Source organism: Diaphorobacter aerolatus, assembly GCF_014489535.1.
GTDB lineage: Bacteria > Pseudomonadota > Gammaproteobacteria > Burkholderiales > Burkholderiaceae_C > Diaphorobacter_A > Diaphorobacter_A aerolatus.
Genome location: NZ_CP060783.1, coordinates 3,827,086 through 3,844,274 on the forward strand (window position 1 = coordinate 3,827,086; position 17,189 = coordinate 3,844,274).

The following is a 17,189-nucleotide window of genomic DNA, read 5'->3' on the forward strand; positions in this document are numbered from 1 at the left end:
GCGGAGGGCGGTATCGCGCATGCTCAAGGCCACGCGCGACACGATGCGCGATCCACAGGTCGGCAAGAAGATCGCTGAAAGCACAGGTGAAATCATGGCCCGCATTCCCTACGCAGACTTGAACAGCCCCACCATCAAACCCCTCGCCGACCGCATCACCGCCGAGCGGGGCAGCGTTCTGCATCTCTATCAGATGCTGCTCAACAGCCCATCGGTGGCCGAGGGCTGGCTCGGCTATCTGACGGCGATTCGCCAGAAGTCGTCGCTCGACGGAGCGCTGCGCGAGATGGTGATCATGCGCGTGGCGTTGCTCAATCACGCGCCTTACGAAGCCGAGCAGCACGCGCCGATTGCGCTCAAGGAGGGCATGACGCAAGCGCAGCTCGATGCGCTGGGCGATTGGCGCAACAAGAGTTCGCTGTTCGACGAACGCGAGCGCGCCGTGCTGGCTTATACCGATGCGATGACGCGCGACGTTCAGGTGCCCGATGACGTGTTTGCCGCCGTGTCCGCACATTTCAACGAGCCGCAGCAAATGGTGGAACTGACGGCCACGGTGGCGGCCTACAACATGGTGTCGCGGTTCCTGGAGGCGCTGCAGATTCATTCGCATGATGTGCGTTGATTGCGGCGCAGAGGATTTTTGGAGGCGTGGTTTAAGGTAACGCGCGCCTGTTGAGTGAACAGGCCCTGGACTCAGGCTTGCTTCGCATCCCAAGGAGCGTTGCGCCAGCGCGCCAGCAGAAAATCCATGAATACGGTGAGGCGTCGAGGCACCGGTTCGCGGCGTGCGCGCACCAGGCTGATCCGTGATGGTGCTGCCTCCCATTCGGGTAACACCCGGGCCAGCAGTCCAGTGCGCAATTCTTCGTGAACATCCCACGTCTCGCGCATCGAGATGCCAAGCCCCGCGATGCACCATGCATTCAGCACGTCGCCGCTGTCGCTGGAGAGTCAGCCTTGAACAGCTATCGTCTTTTCGCGTCGGCCACGGCGCATCGGCCAGATGTTTTGCAACAGTCCGGGATAGGCGAATACCAAGCAGTGGTGCGCAGCCAAATCTTCTGGCTTGGATGGTGTGCCCTGCTGCGCCAGATACTCAGGCGCGGCAACGAGGACACGGCGATTGTCTGCAACGCGCCGGGCTACAAGCCGCGAGTCCGTCAGTTCACCCATGCGGATGGCCAGGTCCAGATCACCCGCGTAGAGGTCTTGCAACTGATCGGACAGTCTCAGTTCAAACCCGACGTGTGGATGGTGGCGGCGAAAGTCCGCGATGGCTGGCGTGACGTATTTGCGGCCAAAGGGAGTCGGTGCCGTCAGGCGGATCGTGCCGTGCAATTCGTTCCTTCCGCTCGCGGCCAGCTCCTGCATGGCTTCCAGCATTGCCACGGCAGAGCGTGCTCGTTCGGCGATCGCCCGGCCCTCTTCGGTGATGCGCAGATTGCGCGTATTGCGCTCGAACAGCGTGACGCCCAGCGCCTGCTCCAGCCGGGCAACGCGGGCGCTGACCAGTTTGGGCGTCAGATGCAAGTCGCGGGCTGCGGCGGAAAAGCTGGCGCGCTCCATGACCTGCAGGAACACTTTCAGGTCATCAAGATTGCGCAAAGCCATTTGGTTGAAATGGGGGAAAGTGTTTGTTCATTTGGATGAATTTACAGCATAAAAAAAGACCAACAAAATGCCACTTCTTTTCTTATCGGAAGCAATCACCATGTCACGCATTCTTTTTGTTCTGACGAGCCATGACCGTAAGGGCCCAGCGGGGGCCGACGCTCCACCCAGCGGCTTTTATCTTTCCGAAGTCAGTCATCCGTACCAAGTGCTGACGAGTGCCGGTCACGCCATTGATTTCGTCAGCCCGAAGGGTGGCAAGACGCACGTCGATGGGCTGGATCTCAGCGATCCGGTCAATGCCGCGTTCTGGGACGATCCAGCGCTGCGAAGCGCCACCGAAAACACTCTGGCACCCGGGCAAGTCGACCCTGATACGTACGCCGCCATCTTCTACGCGGGCGGCCATGCAACGATGTGGGATTTTCCGCACAACACCGAACTGGCGACCATCGCTGCGAACATCTATGAGCGTGGCGGCGTGGTTGCTGCCGTGTGCCACGGCCCTGCAGGGCTGGTGAACCTCAAGCTGCGTGACGGGCGCTATCTGGTGGACGGCAAGAAGGTATCCGCATTCACCAATGACGAGGAGCGGGCCGTGGATCTTTATGACGTCGTTCCCTTTCTGTTGGCCGACGTGCTGAAGGAACGCGGCGCGCAGCATCTGCCCGCACCCAATTTTCAACCGCAGGTCGTGGTGAGCGAGCGGCTGGTGACGGGCCAGAACCCTGCTTCAGCACGAGGCGTGGCGCAATCCATGCTGCCGCTGTTGGGCGCGATGTAGTCAGGCACGAAAAAGCGCCTGTGCCAACGGCGCTTACCTCTTGAAATCGACTACCTCGCGTCTGTCGGCAGCGCAGTGAACTCCGTCGGAATCCAGCGATATCCTGTCCCCTCACGAGCCACGTGGCCGATACCGGGAAAGGGCAGGTGCGCGCCGGCAAGCCACCAGCCGTGCTCGGCAGCTTGTTGCAGGAGTCGCTGCCGGGTGCGCACGGATTGGGCATAGTCCTGATCCGGTTCGTAGGTCGCCTTGGGATCTGCAAACTGAACCGCGTGGTAGTGCGCCACATCGCCCCATAACAGCAATTGATCCTTTTCGTCGCTCTTGCCCCCGGAGCCTCCGTCGATCAAAAACGCGCTATGCCCCACGGTGTGGCCCGCTGCCGGTACATAGCGCACGCCGTCCGGCAAGGAATCGCCCTGGTCAAAGGTTTGCAGTTTGCCAGCCTGCTGGTAGGGCGCGAGCGCCTTGCGGGCCATGCCGAACAAGGGTTTGAAAAAATCCGTGGCGCTGGCTTCCTGCTTCGGATCCTGCCAATAAGCCAGCTCGGCGCGGTGGAGCCAGATCCTGGCGTTGGGGTAGGCCATTGCACCGTTGGAATCAAGCAATCCACACAGGTGGTCTGGATGCGCATGGGTGAGGAGCACATCCTGCACCGTGTCGGGGGAGATGCCTGCGGCCTTCAGATTGGGAAGCACCTGTCCGAGTCCTTTGCCAAAGCATTGAGCCGTACCCGTGTCGACCAGCATGGTGTGTCCCGCGCGCCGTACCAGATAAGCGTTGACGGCGGTCTGCAGTCCCTCAGGTGTTTCTGGCACGTAACGCTGCTTCAGCAGTGCGTTGACATGCGCTGGGGTCACTTGCCGGAGTTGCTTGCGCGGCAGAGTCACCGTGCCGTCGAACAATGCCAGTACCTGCAACTGGCCGATGTTTTGCGCGTAGAAGCCGGGGACTTGCTGCCACTGCGGTGGTGGAGTCTGTGCCATCGCGCCGCCGTTGAACGCCAGCATTGAGCAAAGGCCGAGCGCCAGCAGGGCAGCGCGGGTGGTTGGGAAAGATCGCTTCATGGATGCTCCTAAAGAGCCTCGATGGTGCAGATCCGCGCAGGTGTCAGGCGCTCAAATGATGACGCGTTGCGCTCACTGATTGCCGATGTCCGCGGGATGCAGTTGGTAGCGTGCTGCAAACTGGCGGTTGAAACTTTGGGTGGATCGATAGCCCACTCGCGCGGCCACGGTTTTTACCGGCAGGGTCGTCGTGGACAGCAGTTGCAGGGCGTGGCCCATGCGCGCATTCAGCAGCACTTGCGACAAGGATGTACCTTCGGCTGCGAGGTGACGGCGCAGACTCGCCCCGCTCAGGTTCAGCACGTCCTCCATGTCTCGGGATTGCCAGGGTCGTGCGGGCGTGGCCGCTACCAAAGCATGTATGCGGTCCGCGAGTCGCTGCGGTGGGGGCGCAAGCAGAGAGTGGTAGCCCTGTCGACACAGCCAGATCACGATCTGGACGAGCGTCACACGCGCTTGCTCGTAGTGACCTCGGTGCAGAGCCTGGCTCCAGTGGTGCAAACTGTCGGCCAAGGTGGCGATGGGAAGGCCGACGACGCGTGCTTCATCACGCCGCAGCGGCTGTGCCCACAAAATGCGCGCCGCGCTCAGCACCTCGTCGCAAAGATGCAGCGTCATGGTCAGGTAGCGGCCATTGTCGGCATCGGGTGCGTTGAAGGCATCCACCACGCACCGGCCAGTGATCAAAAACACATCGCCCGCTTTCAGGTGCACCGTCTGGTGGTCCCGGGTGATGCGTTTGGAGCCGTGCAACACCAAGCCGAACGTCGGACGCTCGACATCCACGGATTTGAGTGTGTGCGGTAACTGGGCCTTGATGTGCAGGCATTCGCCCGCCAGTTCGCAATCGGCCAGTGCTTCGAGCTGTGCCAGCAAAGCAGTGTATGGGGTGGGCATGTGGTTCATCATAGTTGAGAGGATTGCGGCCGCGTGCGGGCTACCCGTTGTCGGCCACGGTCTCATTCCATGAGGCAGGAAAGCATCGTCATACGCATGCCTGTAGACTGTTCTTCATCGCTCACAACCCTTCATTCAGGAGACACCCATGAAGCATGACGACATGAAACGCGATCTCGATTCACTGCTGCCCGGCAGCACGACGGAGGCGGGCGCGTCCCGGCGCACGGCGCTGAAAGTGGCGCTGGGCGTGGGATATGCGGCCGCGGTGGTGCCGGTCTGTGCGCAGACCGCCATCAAGACCTCGGCAGACGGTTTGACCGCAGGCGAGGTGCATTTCAATGTGAATGGTTTCCAGGTCAATGCCTACCGCGCGGTTCCCAAGGACAAGAAGAATGCGCCGGTGATTCTGGTGATCTCCGAAATCTTCGGCGTGCACGACTACATCGCCGACACCTGCCGTCGTCTCGCCAAGGAGGGCTATATGGCGATTGCGCCCGATCTGTTTGCGAGGCAGGGCGATCCGATGTCCTTTGGCGAGATCGCCAAGATTCAGAGCGAGGTGATCGCCAAGGTGCCCGACGCACAGGTGATGGGCGATCTCGATGCCACCGTGAAATGGGCGGGCGCCAACGGCGGTGATCTATCCAGGGTGGGCATTACCGGCTTCTGCTGGGGCGGGCGCATCACCTGGCTGTATGCGGCGCATGGCCCGGTCAAGGCCGGAGTGGCATGGTACGGGCGGCTCGTGGGCGACTCGACGCAGAACACGCCCAAGCATCCGGTCGATCTCGCGCCCATTCTCAAGGCGCCGGTGCTCGGTCTTTATGGTGAAAAAGATGGCGGCATACCCCTTGACACGGTTGATAAGATGAAAGCGGCCCTGAAGGAGGGCTCTGCCGCAGCCAAGGCGTCCGAGTTCGTGATTTATCCCGATGCGCCCCATGCCTTTCACGCCGACTACCGCCCGAGCTTCCGCAAGGAGGCCGCCGAGGACGGCTGGAAGCGCGCGCTGGCGTGGTTCAAGAAGCATGGCGTGAGTTGATTGAATCGGATTTCTTCTCCCGACCGCGAGCGGGGGCAGCCAAAACGAGGACAATGTGCGTCTTGGTGCCACCCCCGCTCAGCCAGCGTGCAGCCAGGCAGGAGGAAGCAAAGCCCTACGGGGCTTTTTTTGTTGATGAAATAAATGACCGTGCAGGCAGCTTTCTGCTTGCGGGAAGAGGCTATGCAATTAATAGCAATTTTGACTGCCACACTGGCTGCTGGCATTGGGAGTGTCTGGATCGCTGCGCTGTTGATGCGCTTTGGTCTGGGCAATGGCAACCGCGTGGGAACGCAGCATTTGCTGAGTCTTGCCGCCGGAGCGCTGCTGGCCACGGCCTTCATGCATCTGCTGCCCGAGGCGTTCGAGGAAAGCCACGCGCATGCGCATGATCTGTTTCCGATTCTGCTGGTCGGGCTGGTGTTCTTCTTCCTGCTCGACAAGGCCGAACTCTGGCATCACGGACACGAGCATTACGACGCGCACAGAGCCGAAGCGAGTGCTCACAACCACGCGCATTCCGGCCACGATCACCACCACGGCCATCAGGCCGCTCAAACGCCAGGGCATCCACACGGCAAAAAGGGCGGTGGTTGGTCGATCCTCACGGGTGACAGCGTGCACTGCTTTGGCGACGGCGTGCTGATCGCGTCGGCCTTCATGGCGGACATGCGGCTTGGCATCGTCGCGGCGGTGTCCGTGCTGGCGCACGAGGTGCCGCACCACATCGGCGATCTGGTGGTGATGAACCAGACCAGCGTGGATCGGCGCGTTGCGCTGATCAAGGTGTCACTGGCCGGAGCGGTGACGGCGCTGGGCGGGTTGGTGGGTTATTTCCTGCTCAATCAGCTGCATGACGTGCTGACCTATCTGCTGGTGATCGCGTCGAGCAGCTTTATCTACGTGGCACTGGCCGACTTGATTCCGCAACTGCAAAAGCGCTTGTCGGCAGCCGAGACATTTGCGCAGGTGGCCTGGCTGGTCGGCGGTATTCTGATCGTCACCGTCGTGAGCAGGCTCGCCCACGTGCATTGATTGATTGACTGACTGAGGCTTGGCTGTTTATTTTCGGGGCAGTAGCTGCGGTCACTGCAAGGTGAGCGCCTCTCGCACGGCGGACACCTGTCTGCGCGAGACGGGCAGCAGTTCGGCCAGCCCTTGCAGGCGTACCGCCCAGCCTTCGCCTTCCTCGATGTCGTAGTGCTTTTCCAGCGAGCGCAGCGCGCGGCGTGCGACCAGCATGCTGCGGTGCACGCGCATGAAATGCTCGGCATACCGCGTTTCAAGTTCGAGCAGGGCGCCGTCCAGGATGTAGCTGCGCGAGAAGGTGCGCACCGTGACGTATTTCTGCTCCGCTTTCAGGTACAGCACCTCGGCCATGGGAATGCGCACCGTGCGCCCACGCTCCTGGATCACCATCGCGGGTTCGTTGTCGGCAGTGGGAGTGGTCGCCGCGGGCGTCTGCTGCGCACGCGGCAGGCGCTGCACCTTGGCGATGGCCTGTTGCAGCCGCGCAAGGCGCACGGGCTTGGTCAGATAGTCGGCGACGTCCAGTTCAAAGGCACTCACGGCGTGATCGACGTGGGCCGTGACGAAGACGATGGCGGGCGGGTTCGGCAACTGCTGGATGGTCTGCGCGAGCGAGAGCCCGTCCTGGCCCGGCATGCGGATGTCGAGAAGCACCAGATCGATGTCCGCGCCCATGCGGTGCTGCAGCACGGCCTGCGCCTCGGCTGCATGCGCCGCTTCCTGCACGACATGTTCGGAACTGCAATCGGCCAGCAGGGTGCGCAAACGGCTGCGGGCCAGGGCTTCGTCGTCAACGATCAGAATGTTCATTCTGGAGGAGGTGCTAGGGTGGATTGGCGTGCGATGCGGGTAGCGCAATGCGCACGCGGTACAGGCCATTTTGCATGCCGGCGCTGAAGTCGCAATCCACGTCATGCAGCAAACGCAACCGTTCACGCACATTCGCAAGCGCAATTCCGTGGCCGCGCGTTGCGTGCGCTTGGCCTTCACCGGTTTCCGGCAAAGTGTTGGTTATCTGCAAAACCACGCGGCCGCCGCGCAGCTCGGTGGTGATGCGCAGCTTGCCGCCACGCGCGCTCGGCTCGATGCCGTGCTTGACCGCGTTCTCCACCAGCGGTTGCAGCAACAGCGGCGGCAGTTGCGCGAGATTGGCCGCCGCGTCGAGCTGCCACTGCACGCGCATGCGGTCTCCGAAACGCACCTGCTCGATGTCGAGATAGCGTTGCGCCAGCGTGATTTCCTCTTCGAGCGTGGAAGAGTTGCCCTGCTCGGCGAGCGCGTGGCGAAACAGGTCGCTCAGGTCTTCGAGCATGGCCTCGGCCTTGGCCGGCTCCTCGCGCACCAGTGCCACCGCGCTGTTGAGGGTGTTGAACAGGAAGTGCGGCCGGATGCGCGCCTGGAGTTCGGTGAGCCGCGCGGTCGTGGCGGCCGGCGTGCTGCCGCGCGCGCGAAGGTGCAGCGCTGCCACCAGCGCCAGCGCCATCAGGGCTCCGGCAAAGCCACTGGCGACGAGCGGCCAGTCACTGTTGTCCGCCAGCACCCAGATCAGCAGCTTGCACGTGCTCAGTCCCGCGACGAAGCCGAGCAGGGTGCCGAGCAGGTATTGCGCAAACGTCGGCAGCTGCTGCAACTGGCTCTTGAGCGCGCAGATGCACAGCAGCCAACCGAGCGTGGAGGGCAGCGCGCCGCCCGTGACCAGCGCGAGCCGCGTGAGCCAGTCCATGGGCGAGGCGGACTGGAACATCACGCCCACGCCGAGCACCACTTCCACGAACAGCACGGCGCGCAGGACCACGCCGATATGGCAGGCGTCGAACACCTGCAACCGCTCTTCCCGTGAGGGACGTTCGGCTGGTTTTGGGCTGACGGACGGAAGGGTCGATAAAATTTCGGTCTCTTGCATTGCGGCATCCGGCTTTCTCGGGTGTCGGAACAACCGGATTATTGCCCTCTCATGTCATCTTCTGCAGCATCGCAACCATCAAAAGACCAACTTGCCACCAAGGCAGAGGCATGGTCGGCCCTGTTTTCCGAGCCCATGAGCGACCTCGTCAAGCGCTATACCTCGAGCGTTTTCTTCGACAAGCGCATGTGGCAGGCCGACATTCAGGGCTCGCTGGCGCATGCCGAGATGCTGGCGGCGCAGGGCATCATCGGTGCGAGCGATCTGGCGGACATCCAGAAGGGCATGGCGCAGATCACGCGTGAAATCGAGGCGGGCGAGTTCGAATGGAAGCTCGATCTCGAAGACGTGCACCTGAACATCGAGGCGCGTCTCACGCAAATCGTGGGCGACGCGGGCAAGCGCCTGCACACGGGCCGCAGCCGCAACGATCAGGTTGCCACCGACGTGCGCTTGTGGCTGCGCGGCGAGATCGATCTGATCGAGGGCCTGCTCTCCGAATTGCAGCTCTCGCTCGTCGAGGTGGCCGAGCAGAACGTCGAAGTGATCCTGCCCGGCTTCACGCATCTACAGGTCGCCCAGCCGGTGAGCTTTGCGCACCATCTGCTCGCCTATGTGGAAATGTTCCGGCGCGATGCGGATCGCATGCGCGACGTGAAAAAGCGTGTCAACATTCTTCCGCTGGGCTCCGCCGCGCTGGCCGGAACCACCTACCCGCTGGACCGCGAGCGTGTGGCGAAGACGCTGGGCATGGACGGCGTGAGCCAGAACAGCCTTGATGGCGTGAGCGATCGCGACTTCGCCATCGAATTCACCGCCGCCGCGAGCCTGTGCATGGTGCATGTGAGCCGTCTGTCCGAAGAACTGATCATCTGGATGAGCCAGAATTTTGGCTTCATCCGCATTGCCGACCGGTTTACCACCGGTTCGTCGATCATGCCGCAGAAGAAGAACCCCGACGTACCCGAACTCGCGCGCGGCAAGACCGGCCGCGTCGTCGGCCATTTGATGGGCCTGATCACGCTGATGAAGGGCCAGCCGCTGGCCTACAACAAGGACAACCAGGAAGACAAGGAGCCGCTGTTCGACACGGTGGACACGTTGAAGGACACGCTGCGCATCTTCGCCGAGATGATCGGCGGCCAGATCGATCCAGCCACCGGCAAGAAGAACGGCGGCATCACCGTCAACGCCGCGAACATGCGCGCCGCGGCGCTCAAGGGCTATGCGACGGCCACCGATCTCGCGGACTACCTCGCGAAGAAGGGCCTGCCGTTTCGCGACGCCCACGAGACGGTGGCGCATGCCGTGAAGCTCGCGCAGCAAAAGGGCGTTGATCTCGCCGAACTCCCGCTTGCCGAATTGCAGGCGTTCAATCCGAACATCGAACAGGACGTGTTCGAGGCGCTGAGCCTCGAAGGCTCGCTGAACGCACGCAACACGCTGGGGGCACGGCGCCCGCGCAGGTGCGCCAGCAGATCGCAAACCATCGCGCACGGCTGGCTTGAGTCGAGAGTTCGGAGAGTTCTGTCCATGAGTGTTTCGCGTCGCCGGATTCTGTCCCTGTCCCTGGCCGCATCGGCGGCGGCGCATGCGCCATGGGGCCTTGCGCAATCGAACAAGTCCCTGCGGCTGCTGGTCGGCTTTCCGCCCGGTGGTGGCACGGATGCGATTGCGCGCGTGCTCGCCGACAAGCTCAAGGACGAACTCGGCGAGCCCGTCATCGTCGACAACCGCCCCGGCGCAGGCGGCCAGATAGCGGCGCAGTTGCTCAGGACATCACCCGCCGATGGCAGCACGCTGTTCGTCACGCACGATCACACGATCTCGATCCTGCCGCAGGTGGTGAAGAAGCCGGGCTTTGATCCCGACAGGGACTTTGTTGCGGTAGGCGGCTTTGCGAACTTTGTGAACTGCTTTGCGGTCTCTGCCGCAACGCCCGCGAAAAACTTTGGCGACTATCTGAGCTGGGTGCGAGAGCAGGGCCATGGCAAGAGCGCCGTGGGCATTCCCGCTCCCGCATCCACGCCGGAATTTCTGGTGCAACTGCTCGCAAGGCGCTACCAGCTTGATCTGCTGGCCGCGCCCTATCGCGGCAGCGCGCCGATGATCGCGGACATGCTGGGCCACCAGATACCGGCGGGCATTGGCTCGGTGCAGGACTTTCTCGAAAACCACAGAGCCGGGAAGCTGCGCGTGCTCGCAGTGCTGGGCGGCGCGCGCCAGGCCGCGCTGCCCGATGTGCCGACGTTCGCGGAACTGGGGCTCAAGGGCTTCGAAGATCTGCCCTACTACGGCATCTATGCGCCGAGCGGCACCCCCGCCGCGTTCATCGCACGCTTCTCGCGCGCGCTCGAAAAGGTGGTGGCGATGCGCGACGTGCGCGCGCAGCTCACCGCGATGGGCATCAATGTCGAATATCTCTCGCCTGCCCAACTGGCCGCGCGCGAACGTGCCTACACACAGGTCTGGAAAAAGATCATTCGCGAGAGCGGCTTTCAACCGCAGTGACGACGGCGAAGCCGATCCCGTGGCGGCTTCATCTGTTTTGTGATTTTTTGTAACGTTCCATTGTTGCAAGAATATCGACACCGCCGTGCCCTGCGGGTGTTTCAGCGGCCTGCAAACCTGTATTCACCAGTAACCCAGGCGAACAATGGATGCTGCGCGGCAGGATTTCCACTCGTCCCGGCCATCGTTGGCGTGGCGCGCGCTGACTCGCGCACACGGCACAATCAGGGACATCGCTCGCGATGCCGAACGGACGGACTGGAGGAGATCCATCCGCTGCGGCATTTCCCTGGCTTATCGAGAATTCCTACATGACAACAGGCACTACGCGCTTTCGTGGAGCAATCCTGACACTGGCACTGCTGGCGACCGGCACGGCGCAGGCATTGACCATTTCCAGTCTGTCACCGCAGGGCGAAGTGGCCCGCGTGCGGCAACTGGTCGCCAAGTTCGACACGGCGGCCGTGCGCTTCGGCGATCCCAAGGCCACCGCGCCGCTCACGGTTTCCTGCGACAACGCGGAGGCGGGCAAGGGCACGGGGCGCTGGACCGGCGACCGCGAATGGGTGTATGACTTTGCCAGGGACCTGCCGCCGGGCGTGCGCTGCACCGCCACGCTCAAGGCCGGTTTCAAGTCACCGGGCGATGCGGAAATCAGCGGACCGAAGTCCTACCAGTTCAGCACCGGCGGGCCGTTCGTGCGCCATATCCAGCCAGGCAGTTACCAGTCCATCGACGAGGAACAGTTCTTCACGCTGGCGCTGAATGGCGGCGCGACGCTGGAGAGCATCCGCCAGAACGTGTGGTGCGTGGCAGGCGGCGTGGGCGAGCGCATTCCGGTGCGCCTCATCGAAGGCAAGCAGCGCGAGGAACTGCTCAAGGCCCAGGGCATGGAGAGGGATTCCGCGCGCGATCCGCTCAGCTACGTGACCATGGCCTGCAACCGTCGGCTGTCCTCGGGTGTGGACATGCAGATCGTGTTCGGCAAGGGCGTGGCCACGCCGAGCGGCGTGCAGAACACGCAGGAAAAGCGCTTCGCGTACAAGGTGCGCGAGCCGTTTCATGCCGAGTTCACCTGCGAGCGTGAGAACGCTCAGACGGGCTGCCTGCCGATCCGGCCGATGCGACTGGTGTTCAATGCACCTGTCGCGCGCAAGCTGGCCGAGGGCGTTCGCCTGAAATCCTCGGCAGGCTCGGTGAAGCCCGATCTTGGCAGCGATTCCGCCGATGCGGACTCCGTCGTGACCAACCTGCAGTTCAACGCGCCGTTCACTCCCGGCGCCAAGTTCACGCTCGAGTTGCCCAAGGGCTTTGAGGATGCTTCGGGTCGTGCGCTCGACAACGCATCGAACTTCCCACTCGCGGTCTCGGCCGGTCAGATGCCACCGCTCGCCAAGTTCGCGGCGTCGCCGTTCGGCATCGTCGAGCGCTTTGCCGAAGGCCCCGATGGTCCGGTGCTCTTGCCGGTGACCTTGCGCAACGTCGAACAGGCGCTGTCCGCAAGCGGCCTCGATGCGGGCGCTGCCGCCAGGCTCGCGAAAGATCAGCCCTCCCGGGTCAGCACCCTCAAGCCGGGCACGGACGCGGAAATCATCCGCTGGTATCGCAAGGTGCTGCAATACAACGAGTGGTCGGTATCGCGCAAGATTGCCAGCCTCGATGTGAAGGGCGCACTGCCCAAGCGGCTCGAAGGCGAGGGCAACGAGCGCGAAGCCATCGTGCAGACGCGCGCAGTCTCGCTGCTCGGCGGGCAGGGCAATGTGAAGACGCTCGATGTGCCGAAGTCCGCAGGCAATGATCCGCGCCCCTTCGAGGTCGTCGGCATTCCGTTGCCGCTGGGTTTCCATGTGGTCGAGATCGCTTCGCCGATGCTTGGCAAGGCGCTGCTGAGCGAAGAGTTGGGCGAGAACCGTCCGATGTACGTGCGCACCTCGGCGCTGGTGACGAACCTGGCCGTGCACTTCAAGCTCGGCCGCGAAAATTCCGAGGCCTGGGTGACCACGCTCGACAAGGGTCAGGTCGTGCCCGGTGCCATCGTGCGCGTATCCGCCTGCGACGGGCGCGAGCTGGCGCATGCGACGACCAACGACAAGGGCATTGCCACGTTCGCCGACCTGTCTTCGCAGCCGGACAAGTGCAGCGACAGCGATTTCTACAGCAACGCCTATTTCGTCAGTGCGCGCGCCAAGGGGCAGACGGCGTGGAGGACATGGCCTTCACCTGGACCGACTGGCAGCGCGGCATCGAGCCATGGCGCTTCAACGTGCCCACGAGCAGCGAGCCCGATCCCGACCAGATCGCGCACACGGTGTTTGATCGCACGCTGCTGCGCGCCGGCGAGACCGTGTCGATGAAGCACTATCTGCGCACGCAGAACATGAAGGGCTTTGGCCTGCCCGATGGGACTCCGGCCACGCTGGTCATCACGCACTACGGCAGCGGCCAGCAATTCACCGAAGAGCTGCAATGGCGCAAGACGGCGAGCGGCGGGCTGAGCGCCGAAAGCAGCTTCAAGATACCGCCGGCAGCCAAGCTCGGCGAGTACGGCGTCGAACTCCGGACCGCTGGCAAGAGTCGCGAGCGGGGCTTTTCCTCCGGCTCGTTCCGCGTCGAGGAATTCCGTCTGCCGGTGTTCGATGGCCGCATCCAGCCCACCGACAAGAAGCCGCTGGTGCGGGCACGTTCGGTGCCGGTGAGTGTGCAGATCAACTACGTCTCCGGTGGCCCGGCGGCGCGGTTGCCGACACGCGTGTCGGCGATGCTGCGCGACAAGTCGCTGTCATTTGGCGACTTCGAGATGTTCAGCTTCCAGCCACCGCGCAAGCGCGACGCCACGCCCGGTGGCGAGGGCGACAACGAAGAGGCCAGTTCGTCGCAGGACAACCGCGTCATTGCCGACAAGCTGCCCGTGACGCTCGACGCCAAGGGCAGCGGCACGGTCACCATCGACAAGCTGCCGCAGTCGCGAGTGCCGCAGGACATGGTGCTGGAGGCGACCTACGCCGATCCGAACGGCGAAGTGCAGACGCTGCGCAGCACGCAGACCCTCTGGCCCGCGGCGGTGATCGCAGGCATCAGGACCGAGGGCTGGGTGTCGGCATCGAGCAAGATGAAATTCCAGGCGCTCGCGCTGTCGCTGGACGGCAAGGCGCAGGCCGACGTGCCCGTGGAAGTGCAGGCCGTGGCCCGCATCACCACCACCAGCCGCAAGCGCATGGTGGGCGGCTTCTACAGCTATGACAACAAGACCGAGACCAAGGACCTGGGCACGATCTGCACCGGCAAGACCGACAACCGTGGCTTGCTGTTGTGCGAATCGAAGATCGCCGAGGCCGGTGAGGTTGAGCTGATCGCCAAGGCGCGCGACAAGGACGGCAACGAATCGCTGGCCGCTGCCACCGTGTGGGTGACGCGTCAGGGCGAACTCTGGTTTGGTGGCGAAGACCATGACCGCATCGACGTGCTGCCCGAGAAGAAGAGCTACCAGCCCGGCGAGACCGCGCAGTTGCAGGTGCGCATGCCGTTCCGCTACGCCACCGCGCTGGTGACGGTCGAGCGCGAGGGCATTCTGAGTTCCGAGGTCGTGAAGCTCAACGGCCAAGACCCGACGCTGCACCTCAAGATTCAGGAAGCCTGGGGGCCCAACGTCTACGTGAGTGTGTTCGTGCTGCGCGGACGCCTGCGCGAAGTGCCGTGGTACAGCTTCTTTACCTGGGGCTTCAAGGCACCACGCGAATGGTGGAACGCGTTCTGGTACGAAGGCAAGGAATACGTAGCGCCCACGGCGATGGTCGACCTGTCCAAGCCCGCCTACCGCTTCGGCATGGCCGAACTGCGCGTGGGCACCAAGGGCCACCAGATCGACGTGAAGGTGGTGGCCGACAAGGAAAGCTACCCGGTGCGCGGCAAGGCGCAGGTGACGATTCAGGCCACGCTGCCCGACGGCAAACCGGCCGCGGGTGCGGAGATTGCGCTGGCGGCGGTCGATGAGGCGCTGCTCGCGCTCAAGCCCAACACCAGTTGGAACCTGCTCGAAGCCATGCTGCAGCGCCGCTCCTGGGGCGTGGAGACGTCCACCGCGCAGATGGAAATCATTGGCCGCAGGCACTACGGCAAGAAGGCCGTTCCCGCAGGTGGCGGCGGCGGCAATCTGCAGGCGCGCGAGCTGCTCGACACGCTGCTTCTGTGGAAGCCCTCGATCCAGCTCGACGCCAACGGACAGGCCAAGGTCGAGGTGCCGCTCAACGATGCGCTGACGACGTTCCGCATCGTCGCCGTGGCCGACGCGGGCGTGGCCATGTTCGGTACCGGCAGCACGCAGATCCGCGCGACGCAGGATCTGCAGATCATCAGCGGCCTGCCGCCCCTGGTGCGCGAGGACGACCAGTTCCGCGCGATGATCACGCTGCGCAACACCACCAAGAACCCGATGAAGGTCGAGGTCACGCCGCGCGCCGCGCTGCTCAACCTCGACAAGCAGACCGTTGAAATTCCTGCCAACGATTCGCGGGAAATTTCGTGGAACGTGACCGCGCCCGCGCAACTTGCGCAGACCCGCGCGCAGGCGCTGATGTGGGAGATCGAGGCGCGTGACCTGACCGCTGGCGCACGCGATGCACTCAAGGTGACGCAGAAGTTGATTCCGGCGATTCCGCTCACGGTGCAACAGGGCACGCTGATGCAGGTCGATGGCAGCGTCGCGATGAGCGTTGCGCCACCGGCCGATGCGATTGCGGGCCGCGGCGGCATCAAGCTGGCGCTACAGCCAAGGCTTGCCGAGGGGCTGCCAGCGGTGCGCGACTGGTGGATCAACTATCCATTCATCTGCCTTGAGCAAAAGACCAGCAAATCCGTGGGCCTGCGCGATGGTGCGATGTGGCAGTCGGTCATGTCGCAGTTGCCGACCTATCTGGACAACGACGGCCTCGCGCTGTACTTCCCGCCGCGTTCCGGCGACAGCAATCGGGGCAGCGATACGCTGACCGCTTACGTGCTGTCGGCAGCCAACGAGGCATCGGGTCTGCATCCCGAATTCACGCTGCCGCCCGAGTCGTTCGACAACATGGTGCGCGGCCTGACCGCGTTCGTGGAAGGCCGCCTCCAGCGCGAGTTCTGGAGTCCGCGCAAGGACCTCGACATGCGCAAGATGGCTGCCGTGGAAGCGCTCTCGCGCTACGGCAAGGCCACGCCGCGCATGCTCACCAGCATCAGCATCTCGCCCAACCAGTGGCCCACGCATTCGGTGATCGACTGGTTCATGGTGTTGCAGCGCATGAAGGACATTCCAGAGCGCGACAAGAAAATCGCCGAAGCCACGCAAATCCTGCGCGCTCGGCTGTCGTTCCAGGGCACCAAGGCGATCTTCAGCACCGAGCGCGACGACTACTGGTGGTGGCTGATGCAGAACGGCGACGTCAACATGGCGCGACTGCTGATCGCCGTGATGAACGATCCTGCATGGAAGGACGACATCGGGCGCATCGCCAACGGCTTCATCCAGCGCCAGCAGAACGGCGCATGGCACACCACGTCGGCGAACTTCTGGGGCGGTCTGGCGCTCGAGAAATTCAGCGCGGTGCATGAGTCGATTCCGGTCGCAGGCTTCACCAAGGCCACGCTGGGTGCGAACTCGGCACTCGTCGATTGGAGCAAGGTCGAGCGCGTGAAGGCCAGCGACGCGGGTGGCGCGATGCATCAGACCACCTGGTTCGGCGCGCCGGTGACGCCCGGCAACTTCCGCAACAACACCATGTTCCTGCCGTGGACGCCAGCGCCCGAAAACCTGAACGTCACGCAGGTCGGCAGCGGCAAGCCGTGGCTGACCGTGCAGTCCGTTGCCGCCATCCGCCTGAAAGAGCCATTCGCGGCGGGCTATGCGATCAAGAAGACCGTCACGCCGGTCGAGCAGGCCGATAAATCGCTGCCCGCAAACACCTACTCGCGCGGTGACGTGCTGCGCGTGAAGCTCGAAGTCAACGCCAGCGCCGACATGACCTGGGTGGCGATCACCGATCCGATTCCGGCCGGTGCCACCATTCTCGGCGGCGGCCTCGGCCGCGATTCCGAGATCGCAACCCAGGGCGAAAAGCGCGAGGGCTGGGCCTGGCCCGCATTCGAGGAGCGCAGCTTCGAATCCTTCCGCAGCTACTACCAGTACATCCCCAAGGGCTCGATCAGCATGGAGTACACCGTGCGCCTGAACAACGCAGGCGAATTTTCCCTGCCTCCGAGCCGCGTGGAGGCCCTCTATGCCCCGAAATGTTCGGCGAGTCTCCGAACGCGAATGTGAAGGTGGTGGGAGGGAAGTAGGGTTATGAAGCCGACTTTGAGGATCGCCGT

Annotated in this window: 10 protein-coding genes and 3 pseudogenes; 7 read left to right on the forward strand and 6 right to left on the reverse strand. The window is 63.4% G+C overall.

The features are described 5' to 3' along the window. Positions 1 to 94: 94 nt before the first annotated feature. Entirely contained in the window at positions 95 to 625 is a 531-nt protein-coding gene (locus H9K75_RS17790; RefSeq protein ID WP_187726097.1) for a carboxymuconolactone decarboxylase family protein, read from the forward strand. Between the two features lie 71 nt (positions 626 to 696). On the opposite strand, the pseudogene H9K75_RS17795 reads toward H9K75_RS17790, so the two are convergent. Continuing rightward, a pseudogene (locus H9K75_RS17795) lies at positions 697 to 1,614 on the reverse strand (LysR substrate-binding domain-containing protein). A gap of 100 nt (positions 1,615 to 1,714) precedes the next feature. On the opposite strand from H9K75_RS17795, the gene H9K75_RS17800 reads away from it, so the two are divergent. Beyond that, positions 1,715 to 2,398 carry a type 1 glutamine amidotransferase domain-containing protein gene (locus H9K75_RS17800; protein WP_187723626.1) on the forward strand — a complete coding sequence of 228 codons (684 nt, stop codon included), beginning with the start codon at positions 1,715 to 1,717 and terminating at the stop codon, positions 2,396 to 2,398. A gap of 50 nt (positions 2,399 to 2,448) precedes the next feature. On the opposite strand, the gene H9K75_RS17805 is transcribed toward H9K75_RS17800, so the two are convergent. After that, complete coding sequence (locus tag H9K75_RS17805; RefSeq protein ID WP_187723627.1) at positions 2,449 to 3,465, reverse strand: MBL fold metallo-hydrolase; 1,017 nt, start codon at positions 3,463 to 3,465, stop codon at positions 2,449 to 2,451. Positions 3,466 to 3,537: 72 nt separating this feature from the next. Continuing rightward, positions 3,538 to 4,362 (reverse strand): helix-turn-helix transcriptional regulator, encoded by an 825-nt coding sequence (locus tag H9K75_RS17810; protein WP_187723628.1) that lies wholly within the window; start codon positions 4,360 to 4,362, stop codon positions 3,538 to 3,540. A gap of 148 nt (positions 4,363 to 4,510) precedes the next feature. On the opposite strand from H9K75_RS17810, the gene H9K75_RS17815 reads away from it, so the two are divergent. Continuing rightward, positions 4,511 to 5,407, forward strand: coding sequence for a dienelactone hydrolase family protein (locus H9K75_RS17815; RefSeq protein WP_187723629.1), 897 nt, complete (start codon positions 4,511 to 4,513; stop codon positions 5,405 to 5,407). 183 nt (positions 5,408 to 5,590) lie between these two features. Beyond that, positions 5,591 to 6,442, forward strand: a complete 852-nt coding sequence (locus tag H9K75_RS17820) for a ZIP family metal transporter (protein ID WP_187723630.1) — start codon at positions 5,591 to 5,593, stop codon at positions 6,440 to 6,442. A gap of 51 nt (positions 6,443 to 6,493) precedes the next feature. On the opposite strand, the gene H9K75_RS17825 is transcribed toward H9K75_RS17820, so the two are convergent. Together H9K75_RS17825 and H9K75_RS17830 are read right to left on the reverse strand one after the other, a co-directional pair. Continuing rightward, positions 6,494 to 7,246, reverse strand: coding sequence for a LytR/AlgR family response regulator transcription factor (locus tag H9K75_RS17825; RefSeq protein WP_187723631.1), 753 nt, complete (start codon positions 7,244 to 7,246; stop codon positions 6,494 to 6,496). Between the two features lie 13 nt (positions 7,247 to 7,259). Next, on the reverse strand, positions 7,260 to 8,339 hold the full coding sequence (locus H9K75_RS17830; RefSeq protein WP_187723632.1) for a sensor histidine kinase: 1,080 nt from the start codon (positions 8,337 to 8,339) through the stop codon (positions 7,260 to 7,262). 51 nt (positions 8,340 to 8,390) lie between these two features. Here H9K75_RS17830 and argH point away from each other — a divergent pair. Beyond that, a pseudogene (argH, locus tag H9K75_RS17835) lies at positions 8,391 to 9,847 on the forward strand (argininosuccinate lyase). Between the two features lie 25 nt (positions 9,848 to 9,872). After that, on the forward strand, positions 9,873 to 10,850 hold the full coding sequence (locus H9K75_RS17840) for a Bug family tripartite tricarboxylate transporter substrate binding protein (protein ID WP_187723633.1): 978 nt from the start codon (positions 9,873 to 9,875) through the stop codon (positions 10,848 to 10,850). Between the two features lie 28 nt (positions 10,851 to 10,878). On the opposite strand, the gene H9K75_RS17845 is transcribed toward H9K75_RS17840, so the two are convergent. After that, positions 10,879 to 11,022, reverse strand: coding sequence for a hypothetical protein (locus H9K75_RS17845; protein ID WP_187723634.1), 144 nt, complete (start codon positions 11,020 to 11,022; stop codon positions 10,879 to 10,881). Positions 11,023 to 11,161: 139 nt separating this feature from the next. Here H9K75_RS17845 and H9K75_RS17850 point away from each other — a divergent pair. Continuing rightward, positions 11,162 to 17,159: pseudogene (locus H9K75_RS17850) on the forward strand (alpha-2-macroglobulin family protein). The last annotated feature ends 30 nt before the right edge of the window (positions 17,160 to 17,189 follow it).